The sequence below is a fragment of the Geoalkalibacter sp. genome, from assembly GCF_030604225.1.
Taxonomy (GTDB): domain Bacteria; phylum Desulfobacterota; class Desulfuromonadia; order Desulfuromonadales; family Geoalkalibacteraceae; genus Geoalkalibacter.
Genome location: NZ_JAUVWH010000036.1, coordinates 1 through 23,012, shown reverse-complemented (window position 1 = coordinate 23,012; position 23,012 = coordinate 1). Strand labels below are relative to the sequence as shown.

The 23,012-nt window shown below is 67.7% G+C and carries 17 protein-coding genes and 1 pseudogene; 15 read left to right on the top strand and 3 right to left on the bottom strand.

Annotated features, from left to right (window positions below):
- From QAT43_RS05945 to QAT43_RS05915, 7 genes and pseudogenes are all read left to right on the top strand, one after another.
- Window positions 1-366, top strand: a pseudogene (locus QAT43_RS05945) (oxidoreductase); the annotation flags it as partial.
- Window positions 363-1,862 (top strand): proton-conducting transporter transmembrane domain-containing protein, encoded by a 1,500-nt coding sequence (locus QAT43_RS05940; protein WP_305042129.1) that lies wholly within the window; start codon window positions 363-365, stop codon window positions 1,860-1,862. The pseudogene QAT43_RS05945 and the gene QAT43_RS05940, both read left to right, overlap by 4 nt.
- Window positions 1,859-3,598 carry a proton-conducting transporter transmembrane domain-containing protein gene (locus QAT43_RS05935; protein ID WP_305042128.1) on the top strand — a complete coding sequence of 580 codons (1,740 nt, stop codon included), beginning with the start codon at window positions 1,859-1,861 and terminating at the stop codon, window positions 3,596-3,598. The genes QAT43_RS05940 and QAT43_RS05935 overlap by 4 nt, the downstream gene beginning before the upstream one ends.
- A 172-nt stretch (window positions 3,599-3,770) precedes the next feature.
- Window positions 3,771-6,476, top strand: coding sequence for a cation-transporting P-type ATPase (locus QAT43_RS05930; protein WP_305042127.1), 2,706 nt, complete (start codon window positions 3,771-3,773; stop codon window positions 6,474-6,476).
- A gap of 66 nt (window positions 6,477-6,542) precedes the next feature.
- Window positions 6,543-7,859, top strand: coding sequence for a ferredoxin reductase family protein (locus QAT43_RS05925; RefSeq protein WP_305042126.1), 1,317 nt, complete (start codon window positions 6,543-6,545; stop codon window positions 7,857-7,859).
- A 142-nt stretch (window positions 7,860-8,001) separates the two neighbouring features.
- On the top strand, window positions 8,002-9,777 hold the full coding sequence (locus QAT43_RS05920) for an autotransporter assembly complex protein TamA (protein ID WP_305042125.1): 1,776 nt from the start codon (window positions 8,002-8,004) through the stop codon (window positions 9,775-9,777).
- On the top strand, window positions 9,771-13,706 hold the full coding sequence (locus QAT43_RS05915) for a translocation/assembly module TamB domain-containing protein (protein ID WP_305042124.1): 3,936 nt from the start codon (window positions 9,771-9,773) through the stop codon (window positions 13,704-13,706). The genes QAT43_RS05920 and QAT43_RS05915 overlap by 7 nt, the downstream gene beginning before the upstream one ends.
- Here the strand turns inward: QAT43_RS05915 and QAT43_RS05910 are convergent.
- Genes QAT43_RS05910 through QAT43_RS05900 form a run of 3 tightly spaced genes read right to left on the bottom strand, consistent with a single transcriptional unit; the run spans window position 13,685 to window position 17,398 of the window.
- Window positions 13,685-15,607 carry a transglutaminase family protein gene (locus QAT43_RS05910; RefSeq protein ID WP_305042123.1) on the bottom strand — a complete coding sequence of 641 codons (1,923 nt, stop codon included), beginning with the start codon at window positions 15,605-15,607 and terminating at the stop codon, window positions 13,685-13,687. The two genes, QAT43_RS05915 and QAT43_RS05910, sit on opposite strands and share 22 nt — an antisense overlap.
- Complete coding sequence (locus tag QAT43_RS05905; protein WP_305042122.1) at window positions 15,597-16,418, bottom strand: DUF58 domain-containing protein; 822 nt, start codon at window positions 16,416-16,418, stop codon at window positions 15,597-15,599. Before QAT43_RS05905 ends, QAT43_RS05910 begins: the two co-directional genes overlap by 11 nt.
- Window positions 16,419-16,459: 41 nt before the next feature.
- The gene (locus tag QAT43_RS05900) at window positions 16,460-17,398 is read right to left on the bottom strand and encodes an AAA family ATPase (RefSeq protein WP_305042121.1); all 939 of its coding nucleotides are present in this window, start codon (window positions 17,396-17,398) and stop codon (window positions 16,460-16,462) included.
- Window positions 17,399-17,539: 141 nt separating this feature from the next.
- Between QAT43_RS05900 and folK the strand changes: the two genes are divergently transcribed.
- The 8 genes from folK (at window position 17,540) to zupT (ending at window position 22,993) form a co-directional block, all read left to right on the top strand.
- Complete coding sequence (gene folK / locus QAT43_RS05895) at window positions 17,540-18,037, top strand: 2-amino-4-hydroxy-6-hydroxymethyldihydropteridine diphosphokinase (protein WP_305042120.1); 498 nt, start codon at window positions 17,540-17,542, stop codon at window positions 18,035-18,037.
- Window positions 18,038-18,040: 3 nt separating this feature from the next.
- Entirely contained in the window at window positions 18,041-18,304 is a 264-nt protein-coding gene (locus QAT43_RS05890; RefSeq protein ID WP_305042119.1) for a PP0621 family protein, read from the top strand.
- A gap of 19 nt (window positions 18,305-18,323) precedes the next feature.
- On the top strand, window positions 18,324-18,752 hold the full coding sequence (locus QAT43_RS05885) for a hypothetical protein (protein ID WP_305042118.1): 429 nt from the start codon (window positions 18,324-18,326) through the stop codon (window positions 18,750-18,752).
- Between the two features lie 30 nt (window positions 18,753-18,782).
- The gene (gene fsa / locus QAT43_RS05880) at window positions 18,783-19,430 is read left to right on the top strand and encodes a fructose-6-phosphate aldolase (RefSeq protein WP_305042117.1); all 648 of its coding nucleotides are present in this window, start codon (window positions 18,783-18,785) and stop codon (window positions 19,428-19,430) included.
- Window positions 19,431-19,550: 120 nt separating this feature from the next.
- Window positions 19,551-19,724 (top strand): hypothetical protein, encoded by a 174-nt coding sequence (locus QAT43_RS05875; RefSeq protein ID WP_305042116.1) that lies wholly within the window; start codon window positions 19,551-19,553, stop codon window positions 19,722-19,724.
- A 243-nt stretch (window positions 19,725-19,967) separates the two neighbouring features.
- Window positions 19,968-21,137 carry an ADP-forming succinate--CoA ligase subunit beta gene (gene sucC / locus QAT43_RS05870; protein WP_305042115.1) on the top strand — a complete coding sequence of 390 codons (1,170 nt, stop codon included), beginning with the start codon at window positions 19,968-19,970 and terminating at the stop codon, window positions 21,135-21,137.
- Window positions 21,138-21,153: 16 nt separating this feature from the next.
- Complete coding sequence (gene sucD, locus QAT43_RS05865; RefSeq protein ID WP_305042114.1) at window positions 21,154-22,026, top strand: succinate--CoA ligase subunit alpha; 873 nt, start codon at window positions 21,154-21,156, stop codon at window positions 22,024-22,026.
- Between the two features lie 118 nt (window positions 22,027-22,144).
- A complete protein-coding gene (gene zupT / locus QAT43_RS05860; RefSeq protein WP_305042113.1) occupies window positions 22,145-22,993 on the top strand; it encodes a zinc transporter ZupT in 849 nt (282 codons plus the stop codon).
- The last annotated feature ends 19 nt before the right edge of the window (window positions 22,994-23,012 follow it).

The following is a 23,012-nucleotide window of genomic DNA, read 5'->3' as shown; positions in this document are numbered from 1 at the left end:
CTGGGCGTGCAGGTGGTGGTGTTCGCCCTGGCGGCGGTGACCATCATCGGGCTGCCGCCGAGCGGCGGCTTCATGGCCAAGTGGATGCTCTTCAAGGCGGCCATCCTCACCGGCCAATGGTGGTACCTGCTGGTCATGGCGGCGGGCAGCCTGCTGGCCGCCGCCTACGTGGCGCGCGTGCTGACCTGGGCGTTTCTCGACGTGCGCCGCGAGACCTACCCGAACCTGCCCTGGGTGATGAAATGGCCGCCCCTGGCCCTGTCCCTGGTGGCGCTGCTGCTTGGGCTGGCGGCCTATGAGCCGGTGCTGCTGGCGCTGACCGCCGCGCCGGGCGCCGGCGCGCCGTTGCCGGGGGTGACGCCATGAGCTGGTCGGCGCTGCTGCCCCTGGCCATCGTCCTGAGCTCCATGCTGCCGGGCCTGGTGATTTTCGCCCTGCCCGAGGAGCGTCATCGCCTGCGCACCCTGCTCAATCTGGCCGGAGCGCTCCTCAAGCTCAGCCTGGTGGGCGTTCTGTTTCTCGGCGTTTACGCCGGGCAGGACTATCTGTTTCGCATGCCACTGCTGCCGGGCATGGATCTGGTGCTGCACGCCGACGCCCTGTCGCTGCTGTTCATCGTGCTCTCCGCCTTTCTTTGGTTCGTGACCACCGTCTATGCCGTGGGTTATCTGGAGGGCTCGCCCCATCGCAGCCGCTTCTTCGGCTTCTTCAGCCTGTGCGTAAGCGCTACCACCGGCCTGGCCCTGGCGGGCGATCTCATCAGCTTCGTGATTTTCTACGAGATGCTGACCATCTCCACCTATCCCCTGGTGGTGCATCGCGGCACGCCCGAGGCCTTGCGCGCCGGACGCATCTACCTCACCTACACCCTGGCCGGGGGCGCGCTGTTCGTGGTCGCCACCGCCTGGCTGCGCGCCCTGGCCGGGCCCCTGGATTTCGTCGCCACGGGGATTCTCTCCGGGCTGGACCCGGCCCTGGAGCCGAACCTCAAAATCATCTTCGTTTTGCTGATCCTGGCCCTGGGCGTCAAGGCGGCCCTGGTGCCCCTGCACGCCTGGTTGCCCAACGCCATGGTGGCGCCGGCGCCGGTCAGCGCCCTGCTGCACGCGGTGGCGGTGGTCAAGGCGGGGGCCTTCGGCATCATGCGCGTGGTCTACGACGTCTACGGCATCGAGTTCGCGGCGGCCCTGGGACTGCTCAAGCCCCTGGCGGTGGTGGCGGCTTTCACCATCCTCTACGGTTCGGTGCGGGCGCTTTTTCAGGATGATCTCAAACGCCGCCTGGCTTTTTCCACGGTCAGCCAGGTGTCCTACATCACCCTCGGCATTGCCGTGGCCGGACCCCTGGCAACCATCGGCGGCCTGGTGCACCTGGTGCATCAGGGGATGATGAAGATCACCCTGTTTTTCTGCGCCGGGAATCTCGCGGAAACCCTGGGCATCCACAAGGTCAGCGAGATGTCCGGGGTCGGACGGCGCATGCCCTGGACCCTGGCGGCCTTCACTCTGGGGGCGCTGGGCATGATCGGCGTGCCGCCCCTGGTGGGCTTCATCAGCAAGTGGTATCTCGCCCTTGGCGGCCTGGAAGCCCATCAACCCTGGGTGCTGGTGGTGCTGGTGGCCAGCACCCTGCTCAACGCCGCCTATTTCCTGCCCATTCTCTATGCCGCCTGGTTCGGCGCGCCGCCGCCCGCCTGGCCCCATGAGCACCTCGGCGACGCGCGTCGGGAAACCACCTGGGCGCTGCTGCTGCCGCCGCTGGTGACGGCGGCCCTGGTGGTGCTGCTCGGCCTGTTCGCCGGCGCGCCCTTCAGCCCCCTGCAATGGGTCAAGCTGATCGCCGACCTGGAGTACAGCTCATGACCGCCCCGGCCCTGCTGCACCTGATTCTCTTGCCCCTGACGCCCCTGCTACCCCTGGCGGTCTTCGCGGCGCTCTGGTGGCGGCGGACGCAAGGGATGGCCCTGCGCCTGGTTCCCTGGGCGCCGCTGCCGGGGCTGCTGCTGGCCCTGCTGCCGGACCAGGCCGCGAGCTTTGTCGTGCCTTGGTTGCTGTTGGGAGGGCACCTGGGCCTGGATGCCACGGGCCGGGTCTTTTTGTTGCTCATCGCCCTGCTGTGGCTGGCCGCCGGCATCCATGCCCAGGGTTATCTGGCGGACGATGAGCGGCGGCGGCGCTTTTTCGCGTTTTTCCTGCTGGCCATGAGCGGCAATCTCGGGCTGCCCCTGGCCCTGGATCTGCTCGATTTCTATTTTTTCTTCGCCCTGATGAGCTTTAGCGCCTATGGCTTGGTGGTGCACGAGGGCAGCCCCTTCGCCCTGCGCGCCGGGCGCGTCTACCTGTATCTGGTGATGCTTGGCGAGGTGCTATTGTTCGTTGCCCTGGTGCTCGTCGCCTGGGAGTCGGACTCCCTGCTTCTGGCCGATGCGGGCGCGGCGATGGCCCGCGCGCCGCAGCGCGACCTGATCCTGTTGCTGCTGTTGGCGGGTTTCGGCATCAAGGCGGGCCTGGTGCCCCTGCACGTCTGGCTGCCCCTGGCGCATCCGGCGGCGCCGGTGCCGGCCAGCGCGGTGCTGAGCGGCGCCATGATCAAGGCCGGGCTGCTTGGGCTGCTGCGCCTGCTGCCCCTGGGGCTGGTCGTCTGGCCCGCCTGGGCGCAGGTGCTCATCCTGGCGGGCCTGGCCATGGTCTTTTTCGGCGTCCTGGTCGGGCTGACGCAGACCCAGGCCAAGACGGTGCTGGCCTATTCGAGCATCAGCCAGATGGGTTTTCCCATGCTCGGTCTGGGGCTGGGACTGGCGCAACCCGGCGCCTGGCCGCTGCTCGGGGCGGCGGTGGCTCTCTACGCCCTGCACCATGGTCTGGCCAAGGGCGCCCTGTTTCTCGGCGTGGGCATGGCCGACGGCCTTCGCGAGCGCGGCATGCGCCGGGCCCTGACCCTGGCCGGGCTGCTGCTGCCGGCCCTGGCCCTGGCTGGGGCGCCCCTGACCAGTGGCGCCCTGGCCAAGAGCGCCCTCAAGCCCTTCGCGGCGGGCGCGCCGGGTTTCTGGCCGGACTGGCTGCCTGGGCTGCTGTCCCTGGCGGCGCTGGGCACGACCCTGCTCATGGCGCGCTTTCTTTACGTCCTCTGGCCGCGGGGCGGCGCGGCCCATCCGCCCCGGCCCTCCATGTGGGGGGGCTGGGCGCTGGCGCTGGGCGCGCTGATCCTGTGCGGCGGCGGCCTGCTGCCGGTGATGGGTCCGGTTAGCGCGCCCGGTGAACCCAAGCTTTGGGGGCTGCTCTGGCCGGTGGGCGCCGGAATCCTGCTCGCCGCCCTGGCTCTCTGGCGTTTTCCCTCGCGGGGACGGCCCGCGCCCCTGGTGCCGCCCGGCGATCTGCTCGTGCCCCTGGAGGCGGCGGCCACCCCGGCGGCGCGGCTCCTGGCGCGTCTCTGGTCGCGCGTGACGCCCTACAGTCCTCGGTTGCGGCCGCCGCCCGGCTTCTGGTGGCACAACCTGGCGCTGCTGCTGTCCCTGCACGAGGCCGAAGCCGCCCTGCGCCGTCTGCCCGTGGCCGGTCTGGCGTTCGTGGTGATTCTGCTTCTGCTGCTGATTTTGTAGGGCTGAATGCCCGGTTGTTGCGCTCCTTGCCCGCCTCCGACGCAGGTTTCGCCTCCCTCTGCCTTGAACCCTCCCCCCCAGTGTCTATACTTTTAGCCGTTGTGTGGATTTTCTCGACGTTTCGCGCGGCTGAGCTGCGCCGCTCGGGGCGTTTTGCTGTGCGAGGGAGACCATGGCGGGTCCAAGCCCCGGCGAGAAAAGTGACTGGCATGCCCTGGACGAGGCCGAGGCGCGGCGCCGCCTGGCGACGGCCGACGGCGGCCTGTCCGCCGAGGAGGCCCGGGCGCGTCTGGAGCGCTTCGGGCCCAACCGCCTGCCGCCGCCAAAAAAGCGCGGGCCGCTGCTGCGTTTTCTCGCCCAGTTTCACAACCTGCTGATCTACGTGCTGCTCGGCGCCGCGCTGGTGACCGCCCTGCTGGGTCATTGGCTGGATTTCGGGGTGATTCTCGGCGTGGTGGTGATCAACGCCCTGATCGGCTTTGTCCAGGAAGGCAAGGCCGAGAAAGCCCTGGATTCCATCCGCGGCCTGCTGTCCCTGCAAGCCTTGGTCGAGCGCGACGGCAAGCGCCGGGAAATCCCCGCCGAGGAGCTGGTGCCGGGGGATCTGGTGTTGCTCCAGGCCGGCGACAAAGTGCCCGCCGACCTGCGTCTGCTCAGGGTCAAGGAACTGCGCATCGACGAGGCGCTTCTCACCGGCGAGTCCGCGCCGGTGCGCAAGGGCGTCGCGGCGGTCGCGGCGGTGGCGCCCCTGGGCGATCGCTTCTGCCTGGCCTTTTCGGGCACGGTGGTAACCTACGGGCGCGGCACCGGCCTGGTCGTCGCCACGGGCCGGGAGACGGAAATCGGCCGCATCAGCGAGATGCTGGCGACCGTTGAAAAGCTCAGCACGCCGCTGCTGCGCAAGATGGACAGCTTCGCCCGGGTGCTGACGGTGGCGATCATCCTTATGGCGGGGGGAACCCTGGCCTTCGGCACCCTGGCCCGCGACTACGCCCTGGTCGACATGTTCCTCGCCGCCGTGGGCCTGGTGGTGGCCGCCATTCCCGAGGGGCTGCCCGCCATCATCACCATCACCCTGGCCATCGGCGTGCAGCGCATGGCCAGGCGCAACGCCATCATCCGCCGCCTGCCGGCGGTGGAAACCCTGGGCGCGGTGACCACCATCTGCTCGGACAAGACCGGCACCCTGACGCGCAACGAGATGATGGTGCAGACGCTGGTCTGCGCCCAGGGCGGCTACGAGCTCGACGGCAGCGGCTACGATCCCCACGGCAGCCTGCTGCGAGAGGGCCAGGCGGTGGAGGCCGAGGAGCATCCACCCCTGCTGGAAATGGCGCGGGTCGCCCTGCTGTGCAACGACGCCCTGCTGGAGGAGCGCGACGGTCACTGGCGGGTGCAGGGCGATCCCACCGAGGGGGCGCTGCTCACCCTGGGGCTCAAGCTCGGCCTGGAAATCAAGGCGCAGCAGGAGGCCTGGCCACGCACAGATGTCATCCCCTTTGAGTCGGAGCACCGTTTCATGGCCAGCCTGCACCATGACCATGCAGGCCGGGCGCGGATTTTTGTCAAGGGCGCGCCGGAGCGGGTGCTGGAGATGTGCGGTCGTCAGCGGCGCGGCGCGGACGAGGAAGCGCTGGATCGGGTCTTTTGGCAGAGGGCCGCCGAGGAGCTCGCCGATCAAGGCCAGCGGGTGCTGGCCCTGGCGCTGAAGGATTTCCATAACGGCCGTCGCGATCTGACCTTCGACGATGTGCGGGAGGGGCTGACCCTGCTCGGCCTGGTGGGCATCACCGATCCGCCGCGACCGGAAGCCATCGATGCGGTGGCCCAATGCCGCGCGGCGGGCATCCGCGTCAAGATGATCACCGGTGACCATGCCCGCACGGCCCTGGCCATCGGGGCGCGGATGGGCATCGGCGACGGCGACCGGGCGGTGACCGGCCCGCAACTGGAGGAGGCGTCCGACGAGCAGTTGCGCCGCTGGGTGCGCGAGGTGGATATCTTCGCCCGCTCCAGTCCCGAGCACAAGCTGCGCCTGGTGAAGGCCCTGCAGGCCGAGGGCGAGGTGGCGGCCATGACCGGCGATGGCGTCAACGACGCGCCGGCCCTCAAGCGCGCCGACGTGGGGGTGGCCATGGGCATCAAGGGCACCGAGGTGTCCAAGGAAGCCGCCGAAATGGTGCTCGCCGACGACAATTTCGCCTCCATCGCCCATGCGGTGGAGGAAGGGCGCACGGTCTACGACAACATCCGCAAGGCGATCATCTTCATCCTGCCGACCAACGTCGGCGAGGCCTTCGTGCTGCTGGCCGCCATCGCCCTGGGGCGCACCCTGCCCATCACGCCGGTGCAGATCCTGTGGGTCAACATGATCACCGCCGTGACCCTGGCGCTTTCCCTGGCCTTCGAGCCGCCCGAGCAGGACCTCATGCGGCGCCCGCCACGTCCTCCGGCCGAGCCCATTCTCTCCCTGTTTCTCGGCTGGCGCCTGGTCTACGTGTCGCTGATCCTGCTGGCGGGCATCTTCGGCCTGTTTATTTATGAGCGCGCCCAGGGCGCCGCGATCGAGCCGGCGCGCACCGTGGCGGTCAATACCCTGGTCATGTTCGAGGTGTTCTACCTGCTCAACTGCCGCTACCTGCACCGCACGGTGCTCTCGCGCGAGGGCCTGCTCGGCAACCCCTACGTGCTCATCGCCATTGCCGTGGTCATGGTCTTTCAGCTGCTGTTCACCTACGCGCCGCCCATGCAGCTGCTGTTCGCCACCACCGCCCTGGATGCCGCCGCCTGGCTGCGGGTGATCCTGGTCGCCGCGACGGTGTTCATTCTGGTCGAGCTGGAAAAAATCCTGTTCCGCCGCATCCATCGCGGCAATTAGCGTCCTCCGGCACCGTAGGCAACAAACAACGGACAACGGACAAAAAACAAAGGACGGTTACCCGCCATGCCCCAATCCCTGCGCGCCCTTTTGTGGATCGCCCTCTACCTGCTGCTCGTGACGGTGCCCCTCTTCGCCCTACTGCTCGGCCCGGTGCCGGCGGGTGGCGGCTTTTGGGTCGATCTGTCCCTGGCCCTGGGCTTTGCCGCCACCGCCATGATGGCCATCATGTTTCTGCTCACCGCGCGCTTTCAGCGGGCCACGGCGCCCTTCGGCATCGACCTCATCTATTATTTTCACCGACAGGCCTCCATCGGCGCCTTCGGCCTGGCGCTGCTCCATCCTCTGCTGCTGGTGATCCTCGATCCGCGTCTGCTCGGGGCCATGCGTCCCGCGGTCATGCCCTGGCATCTGTGGGCGGGATTGGTCTCCTTTTTCGCCCTGACGGCGCTCATGGTGAGCTCCCTGTGGCGCAAGCCGCTGCGCATTCACTACGATGCCTGGCGGGTGGGGCATGTGCTGCTCGCGGTGCTGGCCCTGGTGACGGCGGTGGCGCACATCGCCGGCGTCGCCCATTACAGCGCCACGCCCTGGAAAAAGTGGTTGTGGCTGCTCATTGCCCTGAGTTGCCTGCTCACGGTGGTCTATGCGCGCTTGCTCAAGCCGGCTCAGCTGTTGCGCCGCCCCTGGCGGGTGGTGGACGTCATCGAGGAGCGCGGCAGCAGCTGGACCCTGGTGCTGCGCCCCGAGCGGCACGCCGGTTTTCGTTTTCTGCCCGGCCAGTTCGCCTGGCTGTCCCTGGACCGTTCGCCCTTGGTCATGAAGGAGCACCCCTTCTCCATCTCCTCCAGTGCCAACCAGGTGCGGGAAATCCGTTTCACCATCAAGGAACTCGGTGATTTCACCCGCACCATCGGCCGGGTCAAGCGCGGCACCCGGGCTTATCTGGACGGCCCCTACGGCACCTTCAGCATTGACCTCAGCCAGGCCCCCGGCTATGTTTTTGTGGCGGGCGGGGTGGGCATCGCGCCGGTGATGAGCATGCTGCGCACCCTTGCCGATCGCGGCGACGGGCGCCCCCTGCTGCTATTCTACGCCTATCACACCTGGGAGCGGCTGACCTTTCGCGAGGAGCTGGAGGAGCTGCGCGAACGCCTCAATCTGGAGATCGTCCTGGTGCTCAGCGAGCCGCCGGCGGACTGGACGGGGGAGCGCGGCTATCTGACGGAGGAGATCTTCGCCCGTCATCTGCCGCCGGACAAGGCCGTCCGCGAGTGTTTCATCTGCGGACCCACGCCCATGATCGAGGTGGCGGAAAAGGCTTTGGCGCGCCAAGGCGTGCCGCCGACGCACATCCATTCGGAAATTTTTGATCTGGTCTGATTTGAACCCTGGGGGGTTTTCATGCGCCTGCTTTTCGCCAAAATGCTCGCCGCCGCCGGCACCCTGCTGATTCTGCTGCTCTCCGTGTTTTTTGCCCTTGTGCAGAATTCCTGAGAGGTCGATGAGCGACCGGGCGGCGACAATGGAACGTTGGGCGTGGGCGAGGCCCTGGTGGGTGGCCGCGTTGCTGGCGCTGCTCTGGCTGCTGGGACCGGGCGGGGCGCAGGCCCAGCCTTTTTCCTCGGTCAGCGTGCAGGTGCGCGGGGTGGAGGGTGCCGCCCTGGAGAATGTCGAGGCGGTGTTGGAGCTGCCGCCGGGTCTGGTGCGCGACGGCCGGGTCAACGAGCTCTGGCTGCGCCGCTTCGAGCGGGGCATTCCCGAGCGGGTGAGGGTCGCCCTCGAACCTTTTGGTTATTATGAGCCGCGCATCGAGATTGAACGGATTGCCCAGGATCGTCAGCGCCTGCAACTGCGGGTGGATATCCAGCCCGGCGAGCCGGTGCGCATCAGGGGACGGCGCCTGCGTATCGAGGGCGAGGCCCACCGCCGCCTGCACGAGCGCCTGGCCCAGTATCCCCTGGCTCCGGGCGACATCCTGCGCCACGACTTCCACGAGAGGGGCAAGGCCGAACTCAAAAGCCTCGCCGTCGATCTTGGCTATCTGGACGCGGATTTTTCCGTCGCGGTGATTCGCGTCAAACGCGCCGAGCACAGCGCCGATGTGGAACTGGTGCTTGATCCCGGGCCGCGCTACGCCTTCGGCGAGGTGCGCCTGGAGGGCGCGAGCCGCTATCCCGAGCGCTTCCTGCGCCGCCATCTGGCTTTTCGTCAGGGGGAGGTGTTTTCCTTTGAACGGCTCGGCCTGACCCAGCAGAATTTCTTCGATTCCGACCGTTTTTCCGGGGTGACGGTGACGCCCCTGCTGGAAGAGGCCGAGGAACATCAGGTTCCCATCCACATCCGCCTCGAACCCTCGGCGCCGCGCCGGCTGCGGCCGGGCGTCGGCTACGGCACCGACATGGGGGCGCGCTTCTCCCTCAACTACCAGGACGTCAACGTCGCCGACATGGGCCATGAACTCGGCCTCAGCGCCCTGCTGGCCGAGCGCCAGCAGCAGGCGCGGGTGCATTACATCCTGCCCGGCTATCGCAACGTCGAGACCCTGACCGCTTTGCGCGGCGGCTATCAGCAAGAGGATCTGCGCACCTACGAGACCCGTTATTATTTCGCCGAGGTCGAGTACATCCTGGGCCTGGGCAAAAACCGCATCGCCGCCGCCTATCTGCGCCTGCAGCAGGAGGAGTCCACCATCGGCGGCGCCGATCTCTCGACGCGCCTGGTGATGCCCGGCGCGCGCTTTTCCCAGATGCGCTTCAACGATCCGGTGCGCCCCACCCGCGGTTACCACTTTCAGGCCGAGTTGCGCGGCACCGATCCGGTGCTGGGTTCGGAGATCAGCTTGCTGCAATTGCTGGGCAACGTGAATTTTCTCATTCCCCTGCCGCTGAATACTTTCATCCACCTGCGCGGCCAGGGCGCCACCACCCGCCAGAGCGATGCCCTGGAAGAGATTCCCGCCTCCTTGCGTTTTTTCACCGGCGGCGACCGGTCGGTGCGCGGCTATGCCTACCAGACCCTGGGACCCAAGGATGCCGAGGGGCGGGTGATCGGCGGCAAGCATCTGCTGGTGGGCAGCGTCGAGCTGGAGAAGCGCTTCACCGGCAACTGGGCGGTGGCGGCTTTTTATGATACGGGCAATGCCTTCGACAGCTTTTCGGATTTCAGTCTGGCACGCGCCGCGGGCGGCGGGGTGCGCTACTACACGCCCGTCGGTCCCATCAAGGTCGATGTGGCGCGTCAGTTGGGAGAGCCCGACCCCGCCTTTCGCCTGCATATCGGAATCGGTCTGGGATGGTGAAGCGTCTGTTGCTCATAAGTGCCCTGCTGGTCACGGCGCTGCTGCTGGCAGTGTTGCTGGGGGGCGGCCACTGGCTGCTGCGCACGCCCGAGGGGCTGCGCTGGCTGCTGGCGTCCGTGTCGCGCTGGACGCCGGTGACGGTCAGCGCCGAGCAGATCGAGGGCGCTCTCTGGGGCGAGCTGCGCCTCAAAGAGCTGCAGGTGTCCTGGCCGGGGGGCGAGGCCCTGAGCGATGCCCTGCTGCTGCGTTGGCAGCCCGCCGCATTGGTGCGGCGGCGGCTCTCCGTCGACGAACTCGATCTGGGGCGGGTGGAGGTGCGCTGGCAGGCGCCGGAACCCGCGCCGCTTGTCGTGGAGGAGCGGGAGGTCTTTGAGTTGGCCTGGCCGCAGCTCGATGACGGGCTGCCGGGCATCACGGCGGTGATCGGTGCACTGCGGGCCGAGCGCCTGGCCCTTGGCTCCCGGGACGCCGAACCCCTGGTGCTCTCCGAGATTCACGTCGGTCTGGGTTGGCAAGACGGTGTGCTGGAGGCGCGCGACCTCGGCGTGACCGGCGACTTCGGGCGGCTGAGCGGCGATCTGGGTCTGGGGCTGGTGGTGCCGCGCTTCCAGGGTGCTTTGCAGTGGCGGGGTTCCACGCCCGTGGCGGGTGTCGACGGCTGCCGCCTCGACCTGGATCTGGTGCCGGACGGCGCCCTGGTCGCGCGGGGGCCCCTGGCCATCGCCCTGACCGAGGCGGATGCGCCGCGTTTTGCCGCGCAGGGGCGCCTGGAGCTGGCCGCGACCGCGTTGAGTCTTGCCGATCTGACCCTGCGCCGGGCCAACGCCCCGGACGAAGTGCGCGGCCATGCCAGTCTCGACTGGCGGGATGGTCCGCGTTACCAGGCGCAGCTGGAACTGCGTCAGGTGGATCTGGGTCCGGAAATCGGCTGGGTGACCGCCCTCTCCGGCACCCTGGAGGCCCAGGGGGATTTTGTCGACTACGCGGGGCGCCTCGATCTGGCCAATGCCCTGAGCGGCTGGGAAAAAGCGCGCTTGCAGGCCGAAGTGAAGGGCGATACCCGTGGGCTGGGACTCAAGGACATCCAGGCGCAGTGGCTGGGAGGAACCCTGGCCGGGCAGGTGGACATGGACTGGCAGACGGGTTTTGCCCTGGATGCCAAGCTGGCCGGGAGGCGTCTCGACCCCTCCGTGATTGACGGCGCCCCGGCGGGGCGCCTCAATCTGGACGTGCAAGGCGGGTTGCGGGTGTCGCCGGAGGCCGGCCTGAGCGCCGGCGCCAGCGGCCGCTTTCTGGACAGTCTTCTGTTCGAGCGGCCCTTCGCGGGCGAATTTGCCGCCGACTGGGAGCAGGACGACCTGATTGTTCACGCCCTGCAACTCACGGGCGAGGGGCTGCATCTCGAAGCGGCGGGGCGCCTCGCGCAAAAGCTCGATGTCGCCCTGACCGTCGAGAGCCTGGCCGTGCTGGTGCCCGAGCTGGAGGGTAGCGCCCGCGCCGAGGGCTGGCTGGCCCTGCGCGACGGCCGACCCGGCGGCGAACTCCAGGCCGAGGGCGCGGGTCTGCGCGTCGCGGATCTGCGCCTGGAACGCTGGCAGGTGCGCGCCGACCTTCCCAATCCCCAGGCGCCGGGCCGGATCAGCGCCCGGCTCGACGACCTGCGCCAGGGCGAACTGCGTCTGCGCCAGGTGGATGCCGAGGTGGCGGGACTTATCGACGAACACCAGCTGCAGCTGGCCCTGGCGTGGAGCGCCGGAAGCGTGCGCACCCAGGCGCGCGGCGGCTGGCGCGAGGGCGCCTGGCGCGGGGTGGTCGAGAGCCTCAGCGGCGAGGATCGCGATTTGGGCGGCTGGCGCACGCTCCAACCGGCGACCTTGACGGCCGGGCCCGCGGAGCTAAAGATCGCCGATCTGCTCATCGCCGCGGACGGCGGCGGCGACTTGCGCCTTGATGCGGCCCTGATTCCCGAGCCCCTGAGCGGTTTTGCCGAAGTCTCCTGGCGGCGCTTCAATCTCGAGCATTTCAACTACTGGCTGAGCGGCATGCAGTTGGGCGGCGAGACCGCCGGGGACGTGGAGCTGCGCCTGCATTCCAGCGAACGCCTCGATCTGTTCGGGGATCTGTCCGTGTCGGGCATGCTCGCCACCGAGGGGGGCATCCTCGATCTGGAGCAGGGGGGGGTAAGCTTTGCCTGGGACGGTTCCGGGCTGGAGCTGTCCGGTAACGCACGTCTCGCGGATTTCGGCGCCCTGCGCTGGCAGCTCGCCTCGCCCCAGCCCGGTGCGCCGCTGCTTCCGGAAACGGGCCGCCTGGAGGCCGCCTGGGACGGCATGGAACTCGCGGTCCTCGCCGAGTATCTGCCCGTGCCGGTGGAATTACGGGGGCGGCTTGAGGGTGAACTGTCCGGCACCTGGGGACCGGATTTGACCCTGGATCTGGCCGGCGGCCTGCGCGTGAACGAGGGGCACCTGCGCTGGCACGGCGAGGATGGCGAAATCGGCGCCGAGTTGCGTTCCGCGGCCCTGGACTGGAGCTGGCGGGGTGATGCCTTCGCCGGGCAGGTGGATCTGCGGCTGGCCGACTACGGCGAGGCGCGCGGCGATTTTCGCTTGCCCCTGCCCGCGCGCTTGCCCACCGCCTTCGACGACGAGGCGCCCCTGAGCGCCCATCTCACCGCGCAGGTGCGCGAACGGGGCCTGCTCGCCACCTTCCTGCCGGGCCTGGCCGATGAAACCGCCGGCGACCTCCAGGCCAATCTGAGCATCGGCGGCAGTGCGCGGGCCCCCGAGTTCGGCGGGGATTTCGCCCTGACCGGCGCCGGGGCCCTGCTGCCCGCGACGGGCACCAGCCTGCGCGATCTGGAGCTGCGCGGCGAACTCGCCGCCCAGCAGCTGCGCATCACCTCTTTTGGCGTGACCTCCGGGCCCGGCCGGCTCGAAGGGCGCGGCCAGGTGGATTTCCGCAACTGGCAATTCGCTTCCTTTCAGTTTCAGCTCGACGGCAGCAATTTTCAGGTGGCGGACCTGCCCGAGGTGGAAATCCGCGTCAGTCCGGCCCTGCGCCTCGACGGCGCGCCGGGCCGCCTGAACGTCGGCGGCGAGGTCCGGGTGCCGCTCTTCGTGGTCACCGGCTGGCAGGCGCGCACCCCCGTGCAGCGCAGCCCCGACGTGATCATCGTCGACGGCGAGGGGCCCGAGCCCGAGCGCGAGCTGCCCTTCGCCCTGGCGCTCAACCTGCGGCTGCTCCTCGGCGAGAGCGTCGTCATCAAGCTGCACGGCCTCGATGCGCGCCTCGGCGGCGATCTCACCCTGCTCACCAACGAGCGCAACGCGGTCATCGGCCGCGGCGAGATCCGCGTCGAGCAGGGCCATTACTCCTCCTACGGCATCCGCCTACCCATCACCCGCGGGCGGCTGTTCTTCCCCGGTGGGCCGGTGGAGCGGCCGACCCTGGACATTCTGGCCATGCGCACCATCGGCGAGGTCAAGGCCGGGGTGCAGGTCAGCGGCACGCCCCAGGTTCCGGTGGTCAAGCTCTATTCCGAACCGGGCATGCCGGATACGGATATTCTGGCCTACATCGTCCTCGGGCGCCCCTTGGGCGCCGGGCAGGGGCAGGTCGACGCCCTGATGCTCGCGGCCGGGGCGCTGCTCTCCCAGGGCGAATCGGCGGCCATGCAGGACAAGCTGCAGCGACGCCTGGGCATCGACGTCTTCGAGGTGCAGGCGGGCGACGGCGACGTGGCCGGCTCCATGGTCACCATCGGCAAGTATCTGACCCCCGATCTCTACATCAGTTTCGGCCAGTCCCTGTTCGGCGAGGGCAACGTGGCGCGCATGCGCTATAGCCTGACGGAGAGCTGGCAGGTGGAATCGCAGCTCGGCGAGGTGAGCGGCGCCGACCTCTTTTATCGCCTGGAATTTCGCTGATTGGCCCGCATGCGTCGCAGCAGGGCGCGCAGGCGACGTTTGCGCGCGCGGTCAAGGGGCAGTTCGCCGTAGAGGTGTTCGCCGTAGAGATGCGCGAAGTCCCGCGCCGCCGGGTCGTCGAGGCGCGCCGCCAGATCGAAGAGACCCAGATCGGAGGGAAGGCGACGCAGTTTGAGGCGCCGCCGCGCCAGGCGCAGAAAGGCGCGCAGCAGGGGGCCGGCGCCGGCTCGCCGGGTGCGCCGATGCCAGAGCAGGCCGGCACCGCCCAGCAGAAGCAGAATCGTCATCCATGCTTCGCGTCCCGGGGCTTCAAAGCTGAAATCCCGCAGGGCCCGGCGGGTTTCGCGCAGGGCGCGGCTCTGGCGCTCCAGGTCGAAATTGAGCAAACTCACCGCCCAGAAATGCTCCAGGGCATCGCCCGCCAGCCGCAGGTTGTGACGCCAGCCGCCCTGGCCCGGCCGCAGGACCGCGGCGTGATTGATCGCGTAGACGGACGGATCGACGCGCTCCCAGCCCCGCTCATCCCGCCACACCTCGACCCAGGCATGGGCCTGGCGTTCGCCCACCAGGTAATAGCCCACCAGGGGATTGTAGTCACCGCCGTAATAGCCCCCCACCAGGCGGGCCGGAATGCCGCCCAAGCGCGCCAGCACGGCAAAGCCCGAGGCGAAGAATTCGCAGTGCCCGGCCCGCTCGTCCAGCAGAAAGCGGCTCAGGGACTGTTCACCGGTGGGCAGGCCGCTGGTGGCGTAACGAAAGCCGCCCTCGGCGAAAAAGGCGCGCAGCCGTGCCAGGCGCTCCTCGGCGTCGCCGGCCTCGGCATAGATCCGCGCCGCCAGACGCGGCAGTTCCTCGGGCAACTGGGGCGGCAGGCGCAGGTAGAAGGCGCGATCCGGTCCCGCGCCGGAGAGCAGCCGCGCGCCCGGCAGGGAGGTCGCTTCGTAGCTGACCCGCTGGTTGGGCCGCCGGCGGCCGCTGAAGACCCGATCGGCGCTGACCTGATTGATCACGCCCTCAATTAGCAGCGGGGCATCCAGGGCGAAGATGACCTGCGCGGCGCCGGGCTCGGGAAAGACGCGCTGGGTCAGGCGCCGCTCCCTGTCGGCGACGGGACGTTCCGCCGGGGCTTGCGGCGGCGCCTGGCGATACCAAGCCTGGCCGTCGAACTGGTTGAGCACCGTGCCTCGCCAGTAGAGATCCTCCGGAGCCAATTCCCGCGATTCGACGCGCAGGGCCACGGCATTGCCGCCGTGGATGGCTGCCGCGGCGCCCGGTTGCACCCGCTCGGTGTAGCCGACCAGGGCCTGGTTCTGCTGGTTGAGGGCATCCCACAGGGGCACCTGGGTGCGCGGCAGAATCAGAAACAGCAGGGCGGCGAGCGGCAGGGCGAGGGCGGGCATGAGCAGGCCGGTGCCGAGCAGGCCGCGCAGTTGCGTGCGGCTCAGGCGCAGCTCCGGCGCGGCGCGCAGGACGGTGAGCAACACCAGGGACAGGGCGATGGCGAAAAACAGCAGGGCGAGGTACAGGGCAAAACGCGGCGCGAGATCAAAGAGGGTCGAGGCCGCCAGGGCGAGCAGCGCCAGGGCGTAGGTTTGCAGCAGATGGCGCGGGGCGCGGTTCGCGAGCAGGCGCAGGCCGAGGAGCAGCACGAGAATGGCGGCCGCCGGTTGCAGCTGGGTGCGGCCGAGTTGCGGCACGTAGACCAGGAACACCGCCAGCGCCGCGAGATTGATGGCCCAGGGCGGCGGCAGCAGACGCGGCCGTTTGCCGGCGGCCAGGGCCAGGCCCAGCAGCGCCGGGAACAGCAGAAGCGGCGGCCCATCCAGGTGGGGCGCCAGGGCGAGATAGCCGCACAGGGCGATGGCGGCGCTCAGTCTTTGAACCAGGACGTCAAGGCGCATCGTACAGGGCCAGTTCATGGAGCAGGCGCAGGCGATGCCGCCGGCCGCGCCCCGGAGGCAGGCTGCGCTCGCCGAGACGCAGGCCCAGGGGCCGGCCGCTGCGCCAGAAATGGTGGACCAGGTAGGTCGCCTGGGTGAGGCGCTCCTCCAGGTCGGCGCCGGGGCAATCCTCCAGGCGAATCCACAGGGGGCGGGCGCGGTTGGCGGCCAGGTGCTTGACCTTCATGCGGTCCTGACGGGCGCTTTGTTTCCAGTGGATCAGCTTGAGGGGCTCGCCGCCGCGATAATCGCTCAGCGCCAGCAGGTCGCCTTCCTGCCCGCGGCGGCGGCTGCGATCCTCCCCCGCCTCGCGTCCGCCGTCGGCCGTGGCGGGCACAGGGCAGGGCAACGGGCGGGGCAGCACGATGACCTCCCGCGCCAGGGGCAGCCAGGCGCGCCGCTCGAAAAAGCCCACGGGAAAGGGGGAACTCAGGGTCAGGCCGGCGAGGCGCTGCCGGCCGCGCCGGGCGAAACTCAGGGTCAGGGGCTGCTCGTCCGTGGCGCCGGGGGCGATGAAGGTGAACTCGGCGCGTTCCGGGCCGTCGGCCAGGGACAAAAGCACCAGAGGCAGGCGCCGCCGCCGGTTGGTCAGGCGCAGGCCGGCCGTGGTCGGCATCCCGGCATGGATTTCCTCGGGCAGGCTCAGGCGCACTTCGAGGCGGCGCAGGTTGGCGTGACCGAGAAATCCCGAGACGATCAACAGGGCGAGCAATCCCGCCACCATCAGGTAGATCAGGTTGTTGCCGGTGTTGACCGCGGCCAGGCCCAGCACCAGGGTCAGGGCGATGTAGAGGCCGCCGGCGCGGGTGAGTTTCAGTCCCGTGGTACGGGCAGGTCCTTGAGCAGCAGACGTAGCACATCCTCCTTTCGCCGGCCGTCGTGTTCGGGGCGCAGGATCAGGCGGTGGGCGAGGGCCGCCACGGCCACCTGCCGGACGTCCTCGGGGGCGACGAAGCCGCGTCCCGCGAGGTAGGCGGCGGCGCGGGCGGTCTCGGCCAGGGTTATGGCGCCGCGGGTGGAGACGCCGGTCAGGATCGCCGGGTGGGCGCGGCTGGCTTCGGCCAGGGCATGGATGTAATCGGTGACTTTTTCGCCCAGGTGCACCTCGCGCAAGGCGGCGCGAGCGGCGAGGATCTGGGCCTGGCTGAGCAGGGGCGGGATTTGTCCGATCTGCTCGCGCACGCTGCCGCCGCGAATGATGGCCTTTTCCACCGCCGGCGGCGGATAGCCGATGCCGGTGCACAGGCTGAAGCGGTCGAGCTGGGATTCGGGCAGGGAAAAGGTGCCGATCTGTTCCACCGGATTCTGCGTGGCGATGACCAGAAAGGGCTCGGGCAGCGGGTGGGTCACGCCCTCGACGGTCACCCGGCGTTCCTCCATGGCTTCGAGGAGCGCGCTCTGGGTCTTGGGCATGGCGCGGTTGATCTCGTCGACCAGCACCAGGTTGTGGAAGATGGGGCCGGGCAGAAACTCGAAGCGGTGGTCCTCGCGCCGGTAGATGGACAGTCCGGTGATGTCGCTGGGCAGCAGATCGCTGGTGCACTGGACGCGGCCGAAGGACAGGCCGAGCACGCGCGCCAGGGCCAGGGCCAGGGTGGTCTTGCCCAGGCCGGGGATGTCTTCGAGCAGGATGTGGCCGCCCGACAGCAGGGCGATGATCGCCAGGCGCACCGCGCGCACCTTGCCTTGCAGGTGGCGGTTGGCAAGGGTGTCGATGACGTCGAGGAGGTGTTCGCGCGGAGCCGGTGCCATGGTTTTGACCTTTGCCTTGGGGTTTTCTCCGCTCAAGCAAAATCGGGGCCAGGGGATTGGTCGCCCCACCGGCGGAAAGATTGACTCGTTTTTGTCAATTGTGCTTTAATTTTCTCGTTTTTCTTCCGGGATTTCAAATTTATGGAAAGTATATTTCTGGCCCTGGGCTCCAACCTCGGCGAGCGCGAAGAGACGCTGCGCCAGGCCCGGACCCTGCTGCAACGCGCCGAGGGGGTCAATATCCTGGCCTGGTCGGCGCTCTACGACACCGAACCGGTGGGCGGGCCCGAAGGCCAGGGGCCCTATCTCAACGCGGTGCTCGTCGGCACCACCGAGCTCTCCCCCACGGACCTGTTGCGCCTCTGCCACGCCATCGAGCGCGATTGCGGCCGCGCGCCCGGTGAACACTGGGGGCCGCGCGCCCTGGATATCGACATCCTCTGCTACGGCGATCAGGTGCTCGAAACCGCCGAGCTGGTCCTGCCTCACCCGCGCCTCCACGAACGGCGCTTCGTGCTGGTGCCCCTGTGCGATCTGGCGCCCGATCTGGTGCATCCCGTGCTTAAAAAGAGCATGCGGCGCTTGCTGGCCGATCTCGACGCGTCCCCGCGGGTGGCTGCCTACCTGGAAAACTGGTGAGCCATGACCCGCCTGCTGATTCTGGCCTTGCTGGTGTTTCTCGGCTACACCCTGTGGAACGCCTTGCGTCGCGCCCTGGGCGGCCCGCCGGAGCGCAAGGCGCCACGTCCCGCGGCGCGCGGCCCGCGCGGCGAGGACATGGTGCAGGATCCCCAGTGCGGCACCTACGTGCCGCGCGGCGACGCCCTGGAAGTTCGCGACGACGGCGCGCGCCATTATTTCTGTTCACCGGAATGTCGCGACGCCTGGCGCGCGCAACGGGGATGATCGGGAGCCCGCCGGGACAATGAAGATACTTTTCTTTCTCCCTTTTCTGCTCGTGATTCTGCTCGGCGCGGCGCCGCGCCTGCCGGCTTACGATCCGCATTCGAGCTGCGTGATCTGTCACGGCGATCGCGAGCGCATGCGCGCCCTGGGCGCCGAATCCATGTATCTCGATCCGCGCCAGGTCGACGAGCAGGTCGGCATGGCCGGGGTGCCCAGCTGTAGTGACTGCCATCTCGGCAATCCCCGTGACTTCGACAAGGACCGCGCCCATGCCGGCATGCTCGAAGCCGTGCTGCCCCTCGCGGGACGCGGCGATCGCCGGCTGCTCGGCCCCGACGCGCGGGTCGCCGATTTTCGCTGGCATGACCGCAATCTGCTCAAGGAAGTCTTTCGCCCCGGTCTGACCACCAACACCTGCATCCGCTGCCATCCCCCCGGCGGCCTTTGAACCCAGCCCCGCAGCCCAAGGAGTGAGCCCGTGAAATTTTTCATCGATACCGCAGACGTGAACGAAATCCGCAAGGCCGTCGAGCTTGGCCTGGTGGACGGCGTCACCACCAATCCCTCGCTCATCGCCAAGAGCGGCCGCGATTTTCGCGACGTCATCAATGAAATCACCGCCATCGTCGACGGGCCGATTTCCGCCGAGGTCATCGCCACCGATGCCCCGGGCATGGTGCGCGAGGGCCAGGAGCTGGCGAAAATCAACCCGCGCAACATCGTCATCAAGGTGCCCATGACCGAGGACGGTCTCAAGGCCACGCGCATCTTCGCCTCCGAGGGCATCAAGACCAACGTCACCCTGGTGTTCAGCCCGGTGCAGGCGCTGCTCGCCGCCAAGGCCGGCGCCACCTATGTTTCGCCCTTCGTCGGGCGTCTCGACGACGTCGGCCACGACGGCATGGAAGGTATCGACGATATCCGCGGCATCTTCGACAATTACGGCTACACCACCGAGATCATCGTCGCCTCGGTGCGCTCGCCCCTGCACGTGCTGCGCGCCGCGCTCATCGGCGCCGACATTTGCACCATCCCCTACGGCGTCATCGTCCAGCTGAGCAAGCATCCTCTCACCGACGTCGGCCTGACCAAGTTTCTCGCCGACTGGGGCAAGTCCGGCATCTGATGGGCTTGGCCCGCCCAATTGCGGCCGCTTGCGCAAGCCCGGACCTTCCCGTGTGGAACGTCCGGGCTTTTTTTATCCGGGGACGTTGCGCCTCCCATAAAAATTTTCGGGAGACTAAAAATGGTCAGGCCTCTTGACAGTCTGATTGAAAAACCGGTAATTGTGTATACGGCCTTGGCCAGCTATCGCGGCATCCTTAAAGAGGTCACCGAGGATGCGGTGATGCTGCGCGGGGCCACCGGCTGGCACGAGATCCCCATGGACCGGATCAAGGATGTCCGCCCGCAGTCGTGAACGTGCGATTTTTCGCCACCCGCGGCGGGGACTGACCGGCGGAAACCCTCGCGCGAAGGTGCCGCGCGCGTCGCAAGGCGGCATGGTGCCTGGCTTTTTCCCGTATACTGAGTTGGCACTCATATTGCTCGGTGTAGACACGACCCGGCGCAGGCGGCTGATGCGCGGGTTTGATCAGCGGATGGTTCGGTTGTCGCGGATTGGTGGCGGCGGCTTTTCTTCAACCCAGGCGAGGATGAGCGAATGAACATTCATGAGTACCAGGCCAAGGAGATTCTGCGCAGGTACGGGGTGCCCGTGCCCGACGGGCATGTGGTTTACAACAGCAATTCCGCCCGTGACTGGGCCAAGCGCCTCGGCGAGGGTCCCTGGGTGGTCAAGGCGCAGATCCACGCCGGCGGGCGCGGCAAGGGCGGCGGCGTCAAGCTGGCGCGTACTCCCGATGAAGTGAAGAAACTGGCCGTGGACATGATCGGCATGACCCTCGTCACCCATCAGACCGGCCCCGAGGGCAAGCACGTCAAGCGCGTGCTGGTGGAGAAGGGCTGCAACATCGACAAGGAATACTACCTGTCCTTTCTCGTCGACCGCGGCACCTCGCGGGTGACGCTCATGGCCTCGGCGGCGGGCGGCATGGACATCGAGAAGGTCGCCGAGGAAACCCCGGAGCAGATTTTCTTCGAATCCATCGACCCGCTCATCGGCATGGCGCCTTTCCAGGCGCGCAAGGTGGCCTTCAAGCTGGGGCTGGGCATGGCCCAGGTCAAGCAGGCGGTGCCCCTGCTGATGAACCTCTATCGGGTGTTCGTCGAGGAGGATTGTTCCCTGCTGGAGATCAATCCCCTGGTGCTGACCAAGGAAGGCAACCTGCTGTGCATCGACGCCAAGCTCAATTTTGACGACAACGCCTTGTTCCGCCACCGCGTCATCCGCGACATGCGCGATTACGACGAGGAGGATCACAACGAGATCGAGGCCTCTCAGTACGACCTGTCCTACATCGCCCTGGACGGCAACATCGGCTGCCTGGTCAACGGCGCGGGCCTGGCCATGGCGACCATGGACATCATCAAGCACTACGGCGGCGAGCCGGCCAACTTTCTCGACGTGGGCGGCGGCGCGACCATCGAGCGCGTCACCGAGGCCTTCAAGATCATCCTCTCCGACGCCAAGGTCAAGGGCATCCTGGTCAACATCTTCGGCGGCATCATGAAGTGCGACGTCATCGCCACCGGGGTCATCGAGGCGGCCAAGCAGGTGGGGGTCAAGGTGCCGCTGGTGGTGCGCCTGGAAGGCACCAACGTGGCCAAGGGCAAGCAGCTGCTGGCCGAATCGGGCCTGAATATCCTGAGCGCCGACGGCATGGCCGATGCCGCTGAAAAGATCGTCAAAGCCGTGCGGGCCGCGGCCTGAGGAGGAGATCCGTCCGATGAGCATTCTCGTCAATAAAAACACCAAGGTCATCACCCAAGGCATCACCGGCGCCACCGGCCTGTTCCACGCCCAGCAGTGCCGCGACTACGGCACCCAGATGGTGGGCGGCACCACGCCGGGCAAGGGCGGCACCCAGATCGACGGCTTTCCCGTGTTCGACACGGTGGAGGAAGCCGTCGCCAAGACCGGCGCCAACGCCTCGGTCATCTACGTGCCGCCCATCGGCGCCGCCGACGCCATCATGGAAGCGGTGGATGCCGGCATCGAGCTGGTCATCTGCATCACCGAGGGAGTGCCGGTCCTCGACATGGTCAAGGTCAAGCAGTACCTCAAGGGCAGCCGCACGCGCCTGGTCGGCCCCAACTGCCCCGGCGTCATCACCCCCGAGGAATGCAAGATCGGCATCATGCCCGGCTACATCCATAAAAAGGGCAAGGTCGGCATCGTCTCGCGCTCCGGCACCCTCACCTACGAGGCGGTCTGGCAGCTTTCCAGCCGCAACCTCGGCCAGTCGACCTGCGTCGGCATCGGCGGCGACCCGGTCAACGGCACCAGCCATCTCGACGTGCTGCGCATGTTCGAGGAGGATCCCGAGACCGAGGCGGTGATCATGATCGGCGAGATCGGCGGCGACGCCGAGGAGCAGGCCGCGACCTTCGTCAAGGAGCACATGAAAAAGCCCGTGGCCGCCTTCATCGCCGGCGCCACCGCGCCCTCGGGCAAGCGCATGGGCCATGCCGGCGCCATCATCTCCGGCGGCAAGGGCGGCGCCGCCGAGAAAAAGGAGTACCTGCGCGCCTGCGGCATCTCCGTGGCCGACAGCCCGGCGGAAATGGCCGAAGCCCTGCTCAAGATCTGGACGCCCTGATTTCCTTGCTTGCTGGTCGCGACAAAAAAAGCGCCGTGGGGAGTCGATCCCTTCCGGCGCTTTTTGACTTTGGCGCGGTGCTGGATAAAATTGGGCACCTACTTACAGCACAGGGGGAATGTCGCCCACCATGCCCGTGGAAACCTCGACCATTTTTCTGGCTTTCGGTTTGACGCTCTTCGCCGGGCTGGCGACGGGCGTCGGCAGTGCCCTGGCGTTTTTCACCCGCACCACCAATACCCGCTTTCTGTCGGTCGCCCTGGGGTTTTCCGCCGGGGTGATGATCTATGTGTCCTTCGTCGAGATCTTTTTCAAGGCACAGGAGGAGTTGCTGCTGGGGCTGGGAACGCCGCTTGGGGCCTGGGCGACGGTGCTGGCGTTTTTCGGCGGGATTGCCTTCATCGGCATCATCGACCGCGTGGTGCCCAATTACGAAAACCCCCACGAATTGCATACGGTGGAAGAGATCGGGCAGAAGCTGGAAAATCTGCCGCAGGACGAATCCCACGATTTCGGCAGGTTGGGGCGCATGGGCGTGTTTACCGCCATGGCCATTGCCATCCACAATTTTCCTGAGGGGCTGGCCACCTTCATGGCGACCCTCAACGATCCCAACCTCGGCATCGCCATCGCCATCGCCGTGGCCATCCACAACATTCCCGAAGGCATCGCCATTTCCGTCCCTCTGTATTACGCCACGGGCAGTCGGCGCAAGGCCTTCAAGTATTCCTTTCTCTCCGGCCTGGCCGAACCCTTGGGGGCGCTGGTGGGATTTTTCCTGCTGGTGCCGTTTTTCTCGCCGGTGATGTTCGGCGTCATCTTCGCCGGGGTGGCAGGCATCATGGTTTATATTTCCCTGGATCAGCTGCTGCCCGCGGCCCAGGAATTCGGCGAGCACCACCATTCCATCGCCGGGCTCATCTCGGGCATGGCGGTCATGGCCCTGAGCTTGCTGCTGCTTTTGTAGCAACGGCCTTGGTTTTTTT

Coding starts and splice junctions, on each gene's coding strand:
- QAT43_RS05940 (WP_305042129.1), top strand. CDS start 363: ATGAGCTGGTCGGCGCTGCTGCCCCTGGCCATCGTCCTGAGCTCCATG.
- QAT43_RS05935 (WP_305042128.1), top strand. CDS start 1,859: ATGACCGCCCCGGCCCTGCTGCACCTGATTCTCTTGCCCCTGACGCCC.
- QAT43_RS05930 (WP_305042127.1), top strand. CDS start 3,771: ATGGCGGGTCCAAGCCCCGGCGAGAAAAGTGACTGGCATGCCCTGGAC.
- QAT43_RS05925 (WP_305042126.1), top strand. CDS start 6,543: ATGCCCCAATCCCTGCGCGCCCTTTTGTGGATCGCCCTCTACCTGCTG.
- QAT43_RS05920 (WP_305042125.1), top strand. CDS start 8,002: ATGGAACGTTGGGCGTGGGCGAGGCCCTGGTGGGTGGCCGCGTTGCTG.
- QAT43_RS05915 (WP_305042124.1), top strand. CDS start 9,771: ATGGTGAAGCGTCTGTTGCTCATAAGTGCCCTGCTGGTCACGGCGCTG.
- QAT43_RS05910 (WP_305042123.1), bottom strand. CDS start 15,607: ATGCGCCTTGACGTCCTGGTTCAAAGACTGAGCGCCGCCATCGCCCTG.
- QAT43_RS05900 (WP_305042121.1), bottom strand. CDS start 17,398: ATGGCACCGGCTCCGCGCGAACACCTCCTCGACGTCATCGACACCCTT.
- folK (WP_305042120.1), top strand. CDS start 17,540: ATGGAAAGTATATTTCTGGCCCTGGGCTCCAACCTCGGCGAGCGCGAA.
- QAT43_RS05890 (WP_305042119.1), top strand. CDS start 18,041: ATGACCCGCCTGCTGATTCTGGCCTTGCTGGTGTTTCTCGGCTACACC.
- QAT43_RS05885 (WP_305042118.1), top strand. CDS start 18,324: ATGAAGATACTTTTCTTTCTCCCTTTTCTGCTCGTGATTCTGCTCGGC.
- QAT43_RS05875 (WP_305042116.1), top strand. CDS start 19,551: ATGGTCAGGCCTCTTGACAGTCTGATTGAAAAACCGGTAATTGTGTAT.
- sucC (WP_305042115.1), top strand. CDS start 19,968: ATGAACATTCATGAGTACCAGGCCAAGGAGATTCTGCGCAGGTACGGG.
- sucD (WP_305042114.1), top strand. CDS start 21,154: ATGAGCATTCTCGTCAATAAAAACACCAAGGTCATCACCCAAGGCATC.
- zupT (WP_305042113.1), top strand. CDS start 22,145: ATGTCGCCCACCATGCCCGTGGAAACCTCGACCATTTTTCTGGCTTTC.